Source organism: Lawsonibacter sp. OA9 (assembly GCF_022440585.1).
In genome coordinates, this window is record NZ_JAKNTI010000017.1 from 1 (window position 1) to 8,894 (window position 8,894).

Here is an 8,894-nt window from a genome sequence, read left to right on the forward strand (position 1 = left end):
ACATTGTGGAGAGCCGATGCATGTTATAACAAGCGGAGTACCAACAATTCCCGGGAATACTGTTTATGACCAGTTAAAATGGATGAGGGAAAATGATGATCAGGTACGGAACCTTGTATTAAAAGAGCCGAGAGGATATCCACCGGTAAACTGTAATCTGATTGTTCCGGCGAAAGACCCAAAAGCGGCAGCCGGCTATATTATTATGGAGCAGAACGAATACTGCGTCATGAGCGGTGGAAACACTATCGCTGTCGCAACAGTACTGCTTGAAACAGGCATGATTCCCATGAAAGAGCCAGTTACAGAGTTTTACCTGGAGGCAGCAGCCGGATTAATTAAGATTAACGCAGAATGTAGTCATGGCAAGGTTACGCAGGTTACATTCACGAACGTCCCGGCATTTCCTGTGTACCTGGATGCAGAGATTGATGTACCTGTACTTGGGAAAGTCAGAGTAGATGTGGCATGGGGAGGAATGTTCTATTGTTTGATTGACTCACGCCAGTTCTCCTGGCTTAAACTGGTTCCGGAACAGGGGAAAGAAATTGCAAGAATCAGTGCTCTTTGTTATCAGTCGGCAAGAGAACAACTGCCGGTGCATCATCCTGATTACCCGGGAATTGGTATCACTGGTTCAGAAATTCACGGACCGACAGACAATCCGAATGCAGACTGGCAGAGTGTAGATACCGTATATACGGGGGAGGTTGATTTGAATAAACCGGAAACATGGACGGGCGCGCTGGATCGTTGTGCGTGTGGTACGGGAACATGTGCATTAATGTCAGTAAAATATGCCAGAGGAGAGTTAAAGTTAAATGAAGCATTTCGGCGCGAAGGTTTAATCGGTATTATTTTTACGGGACATGCTCTGGAAGAAATTGATATTCACGGTTATAAGGGCATTAAACCTACGATTGGCGGTCAGGCATGGATCAGTGCTTTCTGTAAATATGTGCTGGATGAAACAGATCCATTTCCTAATGGATTTACAGTGGGCGATATCTGGTAGAACTGTGATGTGTCAGTTTATGCCTGAGTTTATCAATCCGGACTGATGAAGCTTGTTTTTTATTATCGAAAACATGGAGTCACAAAGAGCGCTGTCAAGCGCGTTGCCGTGAGTGAATCCAACTTTTAACGTAAGCGGGGCAGTTGAAAAGGAACCTGAGATTAAGTCCATATCATTTGTAATCGAGGAGGCGGGAAGAAGCGATACAGCAATTCCTTTGCGGACAGCTTCCTCGATATTTTCCGACATCGTACTGGTGAAAACTATATCGTAATCGATTTCCAGATGTTTCAGAGAATAGAGGGTATAGGTGTTGATAATGCAGTCATCGGAAAAAAGGGCGATTGGTAAAGCTTTATTCTCTGAAATGGAATAGCCTTTGGCGCATGCCCAGTACAGCGGTTCCTCCCAGAGAAGCCGGTCGTCACGGAACTGGGGCTCCATTGCGACGATTGCAGCAGAAATATTGCCCCTTTCAATTGAATGCCGTATTGCTCTGCTTCGGGAACATACGATATTAAAATGATAGGATGGAAATTCTTTTAAAAACTCGGGATAGATATATGTAAGAAACATTTTTGCATAGTCGGTGGGGACCCCCAGAGATATATTACCAGCCCAGGATGCACTCTTTAATGAATTGAAGGCAGTATTGTTCAGACTTAGAATATCCTGTGCATATTTTAAGAGGGTTTCTCCATCGCTGGTTAATATCAGAGAGTTTTTACTTCGTATAAACAGTTTGGTCTCAAATTGTTCTTCAAGGATTTTAATCTGTGTGCTGACTGCAGAAGGCGAGCGAAAGACCAGCTCAGAAGTGATGTTGAGCTTTCCGGTTTCAGCGGCAATAACAAATGTATTTAAATATTCGAGATTTACATGTTTGTTCATAATTAAACTCCTTTGTTTAGAACCCTTGCCGTGTAATATAGTTTTATGGGACTGTCTTAAGACAGACAGCCCCATAAAAATTAAGCTTACATTAAATGTGTAGCTGACTGAGATGCAGGCTGTGTCAAAATAGATTTTACGTGTTGTACTTCTTCCTGTGTCGCTTTCTGTGCAGGCACGTAATAATTGTGCTGGCGTGCCGCCTGGTACATCTTTTCCTGAGCCATCTCACATTCATTCCGCAGCTGTTTCAAAGTTTGTTTCAGCTGAGGGTTTTCCGTCTGTACGATATAACCTTCGAAAGAAGTGAGTTCTCCGTTAATACCTACGAGAGTGTCTGTCACCATAGCTTTTTCGTTCATTATACGTTTCCTCCTATAAGAATTTCATGAGTTCCTGCTTGTTTTTCATAGCAGAGTCAGCGGCTTCCTGAAACAGCTGTTTTACATCCGGTGACTGAGCCTGATTGGCATAGTCTGTCATTTTGCAGTGACTTGTCTCATATCCGCCAATCAAGTGGCGCAGGTTCTGAAGATCCAAAACGGAAATGTCTGTCATAACATACCTCCTGTTATAAATGGCTTAAAAGTTACAGGATTAGTATGCCGGGTTCGGAGAAAAGCATACCGTGATTTTTATAATTTTTTTTGTAACATTTCTGGATTAGTTGCATAGTGCAGCGCAGTCTCGGAGGAAATCGTACCTTCCTGGTAAAGTTTTAAAAGACTGTTGTCCATCGAGATCATCTGATCCGTCGCTGAAGAGTAAAGAGTTCCTTCTATTTGATGTACTTTGCCGCTTCTGATCAGGTTATGGATGGCAGGGGTAAGAGTCATGATTTCAAATGCAGGAACATAGCCCCCGCTTACAGCGGGTACGAGCTGCTGTGAAACCACTGCCTGCAGCACCATGGAAAGCTGTACGGCGATCTGCTGCTGCTGGTTGGAAGGAAAGACATCAATGATACGATCGATGGTATTGGAGGCTCCGATGGTATGGAGGCTTGACAGTACAAGATGGCCGGTTTCCGCAGCTGTCATTGCAGTGTGTATCGTCTCGTAATCTCTCATTTCGCCCAGGAGGATCACATTTGGATTCTGCCGCAGTGCTGCCCGGAGCGCACCCAGATAGTTCTGTGTGTCTGTATTTATCTCACGCTGGCTGACAATACTTTTTTTGTGGCTGTGCAGGAATTCCAGAGGGTCTTCCAGGGTTATAATGTGATATGCTTTTGTGTTGTTGATATGGTCCACCATGCAGGAAAGGGTCGTCGATTTTCCACAGCCGGCAGGTCCGGTCAGAAGAACCATTCCCTTGGAAACGTCGGCGAGCCGGATAATATTTTCCGGTATATGCAGATCTTCGGGCCGCGGCAGGTAGAAAGCGATAACGCGGATGACAGCAGCATAGGAACCACGCTGCCGGTAAGCGTTTACGCGGAAACGCGACAGCCCTACGACGGAAAAGGAAAAATCATCGTCACCATTCAGAAACAGTTTGTCAAGTTCTCTGTTGCTGGCGGTCTTATAAATTTCACGTATCATTGTTTCAGTATCTGCAGGGGTCAGTTTTGTCTCAGATACTGTCTTGAAGACTTCATGAGTCTTCAGGGTCAGCGGGAGGCCGGCCACGATAAAAATATCGGACGCCCCTTCCGAAGAGGCGAGATGTAAAAGTTCTGTAGTCGTCATAATTTATTCTCCTCATTCATTATTTCCATATACAGGGAGTGTGTCATCTGCATTCCAGGTATCAGCAGGGGAAGTGGACCATTTTAAGACCCGGTAAAAGGCCGTTCCCGTTTCTGCGGGGAATACTGCAAGAAGCTCAGCCTGCAGCTGCTGGGTATCGCTTACTGCTATGCTGTAAGTGATGAGCAGTCCTTCACTGCTTCTGTTTGCTGTGATATCGGAAATGCCGGCAAGTGTCTGCATGGCATTCAGAAAATATGTCTCTTCTTCAGGAACGGATAGACTGTGATAGCTGTCATAGAGAATCCGGTCAATCACTGCCAGCTTTTCCTCTGCTGCCGCAGATGCCTCGCCATAAGATTCTGCCCGCTGTGCATTCTGCTGTGCGCGCTGATTTTGGGAGCGGGATGTGACAAGTGAGAGCGTCGCAAATGTAACGAGTGAAAGAATCAGAAAAATGGTAAGTATAGAAGGAAGTCCCACATTTAATACGGAAGGAAGACTCTTTTTCATGGCATCACCTCCGAATTCTCATTGAGCCGGTATGGTTCATACACAGAAGCCGTGAGGGTGAAGACTTTCCGATCATCCCTGATCTGTGTGATGATAATGTCTGCCGTTACCGGATTATGATTCTCAAATGTGACAGTCAGCAGGCAGGAAGGATCCGCGTCGGCGGGCAAAATTTCACCGATATCGTCAAGACCGATCAGCAGGCTGTTATCACTGCAGGTTCCCTCCGGATATAATTTCTGAAGTTCTTCCGGTGTAGTGATACCGGACTGGATACAGGAGGCGATACTCTGGGCCAGATTCACGGAATGATCCAGCCGTTCGGCATCGGTGGAAAGTGTATGTGATTTTGCAAATATCTGGATGCAGATGGTGCTTGCCACCGCAAACAGAAGTATGGATAAAAGCAGTTCCAGAAGAAAGATGCCGGATTTATTCGCTTTTGGAAAAGACATAAGCTGATAACTCCTTTCCCTCGTCTCCGGAAGCGGAGAGCACAAAACGTCCCTGCTCATCCTGGAGGATTGAAAAATCTGAGATTTCTGTGATAATCTGTCCTGAGCCGTAGTCAGGAGTGTCCGATGCACGGATCGTCAGTTCACGCAGAGTTCCTTCATATTCATAGATATATGTTGTATAATCCGAACCCTGATAGGTATCATGCAGAAGGAGCAGGTCCCGGTCTTCATCGGAGCTGACAGAGATTCCCTGGCTTCTGTCATTCTGATGAATTTTTTCTGTCACATAAGAAAGTGCAGTTCTCACATTTGCGTCTGACGTTGTTGACGAGACGGCGGACTGATAGATGTCTGCTCCGATCACGATGACCAGTGTGGCGGTAGTGACAAAAATACCGAGCAGAGACAGGATAAAAAAGAAATCAATCGCATGATATAATTTATTTTCACGTTCCATGAGAATGCCTCCTAAGGCGTGCGTGTGATAATGGTGACTTCGGGCATGATATTTTCTCCGACAGGCCGGTAGTCAATAAAATATCTGTCCCGGTCGTACATCAGAGGGTAGTGCATCTGAAGATAATCCAGATCCTCCGGATAAGTTCCTTCCGTTGTATAACATTGAATGATGTTCCGGTAGACGGCATCTTCGAGAGTCCGGCGCTGTTCGCTGACGGTACTCTCCATTGCGGAATCAACCCCTAAATAGAACAGCAGCAGTACAGCAGCTGTAAGTAAAAGTGAAACCAGTGGTTTAAATATATTGACGCGTGCCGGCTGGCGGGATAAAAAACGGTTCATAAAGTGATGGCACCTCACAATCAGTAAGTGTTGATGCCCGAGAGGACACCGATAAGCGGAAGCATGACGGACAGCAGGATAAATCCGACGATTATGGAAAGCATGCCTACCAGAGCAGGTTCCAGAACAGCGATCATCCGTCCAAGACGTTCATCTGCACGCTGCTGATACGTGTCAGCAAGCTGCTTCATCACTGTGTCCGGAACGCCGGACCGAAATCCCACGGAAATCATATGTGCTTCCATCGAAGAAAAAATATGTGACTCCTTAAGCGCACTGGTGAATTCCATGCCGTCTGATGCGAGCTGCATACAATGCTGTATCTTTTGCTTCATGGGCTCATGGTCCGTCAGCGCATAAATCATTTCCAGACATTCATCGGTACCCATACCGCTTCTCAGAAGCAGGGAAAAACTGTGAGCAAACCGCGCTGCATGAATGTCGCGGTAAAGTTTTTTGGAAAATGGGAGGGTAGCACGGCCCCGGGATATTAAAACAGCGTAAACGCAGCAGAGAATGATCAGCAGAAGTATCAGTGGAAATCCAAAACGGCTGATCACGTTTCCGAGTGTCATCAGCCGGAGGGGAATACCGGTAAGTTCACTTCCGAGCTGATGATAGACCTCCTGAAAAACGGGGAGGACTTTGGCGACCAGAATGCCGCTGACAGCCAGCATGATGATGATCATCACGCATGGATAAGTGACTGCATTTTTCAGCGACTGGCGGGTCGCCTCTTCGCGTTCATAGTAATCGGCAAGAGAAGCGGTTGTCTCATCCAGGCAGCCTGCATATTCGCCTATCTGAAGCATATGAATGGCATACGCGGGGAAAAGCCCGCTTTCTTTTAAGGCACGGCAAAAAGATCCGGATTCATCCAGGTTTTTTTGAAAAAGTGTAAAAATTTGTCCTGATTGCTCCGAAGCGGTGTCTTCAGCCATGATCGCAAGGCCTTCTGCCGGTGAGATACCGGCCTGCAGCGTATACGACATCTGGCGGAAAAATGTGATCAGCTCCGCGGTATTAAGTTTTTTTATTCTGTTGGTTTCGGACATGGTGCTCCTTTCCGGGCAAACCTCCCCGATCAGCGGGAATATTTGACCGTATAATTTTTTTCGTTTTCTATAAATTTTTTTGTTTTTTTATCTTTTTTGGCATCCACCGCAAAGGTAGGATCCATCATCGTCCACTTTTCACCGTCGAAATGAATCATGTCATCGACCCAGCCTGTTTCTGCGAGATAGCAGCTGATCCAGGCATGGTAGATATCACCTGCATAACCGATCTGAAGCTTTGTGGGGATACCCTGGGTGCGCAGCATGCAGGTCATCAGTGCGGCATAATCAAAACAGATACCGGTCTTTGTCTCAAGTGTTTCGTCAATATCCGGCAAATATCCCGACTTTACGCTCTTTGCTTTTGCGTGATCATATGCGATATTATCCACTGCAAAACGGTAGACGCCTGTGACTGCATCCAGATCAGTACTGGCGGACTTTACAAGTTCGGCACCTTTTTCGACAGCTTTTGTATCTGCATTATAATTTACAAACTGGTTGGGGTATAAAAATGGGGTGAATTCATTTTTTAATGCCACGTCCAGATCCTGCGAAAACAAAACGGCATACTTATCGCCGGCAATATTTTCAAATACCTGTACGCGGTAAGAACCGCTGCCCGCGCTCAGGGGAAAGGTATCATAGCCCGAGTCCGATTCCAGATCATACGTATAAGTGATGGCATCGGGCCCTGTGATCTGTGCCTTGATTCTGGCGTCATTTCCGGTACAGGATATCATGATATATCCATCCTCAGGATGCGAGGCGTCTATGATGACACTGTCATTTCCGTAGACCGTCGTTCCGTCTGCGGATGGGAGCAGTACACGGGGCGTATTGTCCCGGGTTCCTGTTTCTGTTTTTGTCTGTTCGGTTTTTGCATTGGGTGCGGCAGAAGAAGTCTGACTGCATCCTGCAAGAAGGACAACGGAAAGAAGAAACAGGAAAAACCAACATTTATTTATAAGATTCAATTGAAATCCTCCTGTTTTAAGTTACAAGATATTCCTATTATAACACAATTCCGAACAATAAAAAATACGTTAAAGGTTGTTGTATGATGAATTATCTGATAAAATAAAAGTACGGAGCAATATGATGGACAACAGGAAAGGGACAACAGTATGGAGGAACGACGGGAACAGGATATTTTTTATATGAATATGCTGGGCGGATTTTCCATGAGGTATGGGATGCAGGATATCTCGTTTGCGCGAAGCGGGAATTCTAAGTTTATTCAGCTTCTTCAGCTTCTGATGATTCATCCGAGAAGACAGATCGCCAAAACGGAGATCATTGAAACTCTGTATGGAGATGAACGGATTGAGAATACAAATCTTACGCTGAACAATACGATTTTCCGGCTGCGGAAACAACTGGTAAAGGCAGGGCTTCCGCAGAATCAGTATATTGAAGTACGGCGCGGTACGTGTATCTGGAATATGGAGGTTTCAGCATGCGTGGATGTGCGGGAATTTGAAATTCTGGCAGAGCGTGCACAGACGGAAGCGGATGAGGAGGAGAGGGCCAGACTGTATCTGGAGGCATGTGAGATGTACAAGGGTGAATTTCTGGGAGCAGGAGATGACTCACCGAAATGGATAAAGCAGGAAGCTGAACATCTGCGCGAGCTGTATTTTAAAAGTCTGAGGGAGTGCCTGCAATATTTCAAACGGTGTCAGGACTATGAACAGATGCTGCATCTGTCAAGACGTGCTGCTGATCTTTATCCGTATGAGGAATGGCAGCTGTGGGTGATCGACAGTCTGCTGGCCGCCAATCGGTATAAAGAGGCGATGAGGGTGTATCAGGAAGTGACCCGGATGTATTTTACGGACTTAAAAAAACCCCCTTCAGAACAGATGCTGCAGCGTTTTCACACCATGAGCAGCCAGGTTCAGTTTGCACAGGGAGCTATGGAAGATGTCCGTCAGGCGGTGCAGGAGACCAATCGGATCAGAGGGCCGTATTACTGTACATTTCCGGGGTTTATTGATAACTACCGGTTTCTTGCACGCGGTTATGAACGACTTGGTATTGAAGGATATATGATTTTGTGCACCCTCACAGATTACCAGGGGTGGCCTCTGGAAAAAGAGGATACGCTTGAGGGGATGTGCTCGTTATTTATGGAGGCTGTATGCAGTTCGCTTAGGAGAGGTGATCTCTATACGCGCTACAGTGCCAATCAGTTTCTTATCTTACTTCCGGCGGCAGGGAAAGATAACTGCGTGGACATTATTAACCGACTGAATACCGCTTATAAAAAAGCGGGGTCCGGTCGGAATAAAGTGAATTATTATATGGCATCACTGAAGGAAATGGAATGCAGGGGCGGAGAAACGCTCGATGATTCGAAAACAGGAGGAAATGAAGATGAAGACACGGGTGGAAGAAACGATAACGAAGCACAGTAAAGGCTATAACTGTGCACAGGCGGTTGCCTGTACGTATTGTGACCTTGTGG

At 46.1% G+C, this 8,894-nt stretch carries 12 protein-coding genes; 2 read left to right on the forward strand and 10 right to left on the reverse strand.

Annotation, left to right across the window (positions count from 1 at the left end; all coding sequences use genetic code 11):
- A partial coding sequence (locus tag MCG44_RS00725; protein WP_240286263.1) for a proline racemase family protein occupies window positions 1-1,015 on the forward strand: 1,015 nt, incomplete at its 5' end.
- 12 nt (window positions 1,016-1,027) lie between these two features.
- Here the strand turns inward: MCG44_RS00725 and MCG44_RS00730 are convergent.
- From MCG44_RS00730 to MCG44_RS00775, 10 genes are all read right to left on the reverse strand, one after another.
- The gene (locus MCG44_RS00730) at window positions 1,028-1,906 is read right to left on the reverse strand and encodes a LysR family transcriptional regulator (protein WP_240286265.1); all 879 of its coding nucleotides are present in this window, start codon (window positions 1,904-1,906) and stop codon (window positions 1,028-1,030) included.
- Window positions 1,907-1,992: 86 nt separating this feature from the next.
- Window positions 1,993-2,268, reverse strand: coding sequence for a spore coat protein (locus MCG44_RS00735; RefSeq protein ID WP_240286266.1), 276 nt, complete (start codon window positions 2,266-2,268; stop codon window positions 1,993-1,995).
- A gap of 13 nt (window positions 2,269-2,281) precedes the next feature.
- Window positions 2,282-2,464: a hypothetical protein gene (locus MCG44_RS00740; RefSeq protein WP_240286268.1), complete on the reverse strand. Its 183-nt coding sequence runs from the start codon at window positions 2,462-2,464 to the stop codon at window positions 2,282-2,284.
- Window positions 2,465-2,541: 77 nt separating this feature from the next.
- The gene (locus tag MCG44_RS00745; protein WP_240286270.1) at window positions 2,542-3,597 is read right to left on the reverse strand and encodes a type IV pilus twitching motility protein PilT; all 1,056 of its coding nucleotides are present in this window, start codon (window positions 3,595-3,597) and stop codon (window positions 2,542-2,544) included.
- Between the two features lie 12 nt (window positions 3,598-3,609).
- On the reverse strand, window positions 3,610-4,110 hold the full coding sequence (locus tag MCG44_RS00750; RefSeq protein WP_240286272.1) for a hypothetical protein: 501 nt from the start codon (window positions 4,108-4,110) through the stop codon (window positions 3,610-3,612).
- Window positions 4,107-4,565, reverse strand: coding sequence for a hypothetical protein (locus tag MCG44_RS00755; RefSeq protein ID WP_240286274.1), 459 nt, complete (start codon window positions 4,563-4,565; stop codon window positions 4,107-4,109). Before MCG44_RS00755 ends, MCG44_RS00750 begins: the two co-directional genes overlap by 4 nt.
- Window positions 4,543-5,025, reverse strand: a complete 483-nt coding sequence (locus tag MCG44_RS00760; RefSeq protein WP_240286276.1) for a DUF4860 domain-containing protein — start codon at window positions 5,023-5,025, stop codon at window positions 4,543-4,545. The genes MCG44_RS00755 and MCG44_RS00760 overlap by 23 nt, the downstream gene beginning before the upstream one ends.
- An 11-nt stretch (window positions 5,026-5,036) precedes the next feature.
- Window positions 5,037-5,255, reverse strand: coding sequence for a hypothetical protein (locus MCG44_RS00765; RefSeq protein WP_240286278.1), 219 nt, complete (start codon window positions 5,253-5,255; stop codon window positions 5,037-5,039).
- A 134-nt stretch (window positions 5,256-5,389) separates the two neighbouring features.
- Window positions 5,390-6,424: a type II secretion system F family protein gene (locus MCG44_RS00770; protein WP_240286280.1), complete on the reverse strand. Its 1,035-nt coding sequence runs from the start codon at window positions 6,422-6,424 to the stop codon at window positions 5,390-5,392.
- Window positions 6,425-6,453: 29 nt separating this feature from the next.
- Entirely contained in the window at window positions 6,454-7,401 is a 948-nt protein-coding gene (locus MCG44_RS00775) for a transglutaminase-like domain-containing protein (protein ID WP_240286282.1), read from the reverse strand.
- A 150-nt stretch (window positions 7,402-7,551) separates the two neighbouring features.
- Here MCG44_RS00775 and MCG44_RS00780 point away from each other — a divergent pair, with 150 nt between their 5' ends.
- Entirely contained in the window at window positions 7,552-8,844 is a 1,293-nt protein-coding gene (locus MCG44_RS00780; RefSeq protein ID WP_240286284.1) for an AfsR/SARP family transcriptional regulator, read from the forward strand.
- The last annotated feature ends 50 nt before the right edge of the window (window positions 8,845-8,894 follow it).

Coding starts and splice junctions, on each gene's coding strand:
- MCG44_RS00730 (WP_240286265.1), bottom strand. CDS start 1,906: ATGAACAAACATGTAAATCTCGAATATTTAAATACATTTGTTATTGCC.
- MCG44_RS00735 (WP_240286266.1), bottom strand. CDS start 2,268: ATGAACGAAAAAGCTATGGTGACAGACACTCTCGTAGGTATTAACGGA.
- MCG44_RS00740 (WP_240286268.1), bottom strand. CDS start 2,464: ATGACAGACATTTCCGTTTTGGATCTTCAGAACCTGCGCCACTTGATT.
- MCG44_RS00745 (WP_240286270.1), bottom strand. CDS start 3,597: ATGACGACTACAGAACTTTTACATCTCGCCTCTTCGGAAGGGGCGTCC.
- MCG44_RS00750 (WP_240286272.1), bottom strand. CDS start 4,110: ATGAAAAAGAGTCTTCCTTCCGTATTAAATGTGGGACTTCCTTCTATA.
- MCG44_RS00755 (WP_240286274.1), bottom strand. CDS start 4,565: ATGTCTTTTCCAAAAGCGAATAAATCCGGCATCTTTCTTCTGGAACTG.
- MCG44_RS00760 (WP_240286276.1), bottom strand. CDS start 5,025: ATGGAACGTGAAAATAAATTATATCATGCGATTGATTTCTTTTTTATC.
- MCG44_RS00765 (WP_240286278.1), bottom strand. CDS start 5,255: ATGGAGAGTACCGTCAGCGAACAGCGCCGGACTCTCGAAGATGCCGTC.
- MCG44_RS00770 (WP_240286280.1), bottom strand. CDS start 6,424: ATGTCCGAAACCAACAGAATAAAAAAACTTAATACCGCGGAGCTGATC.
- MCG44_RS00780 (WP_240286284.1), top strand. CDS start 7,552: ATGGAGGAACGACGGGAACAGGATATTTTTTATATGAATATGCTGGGC.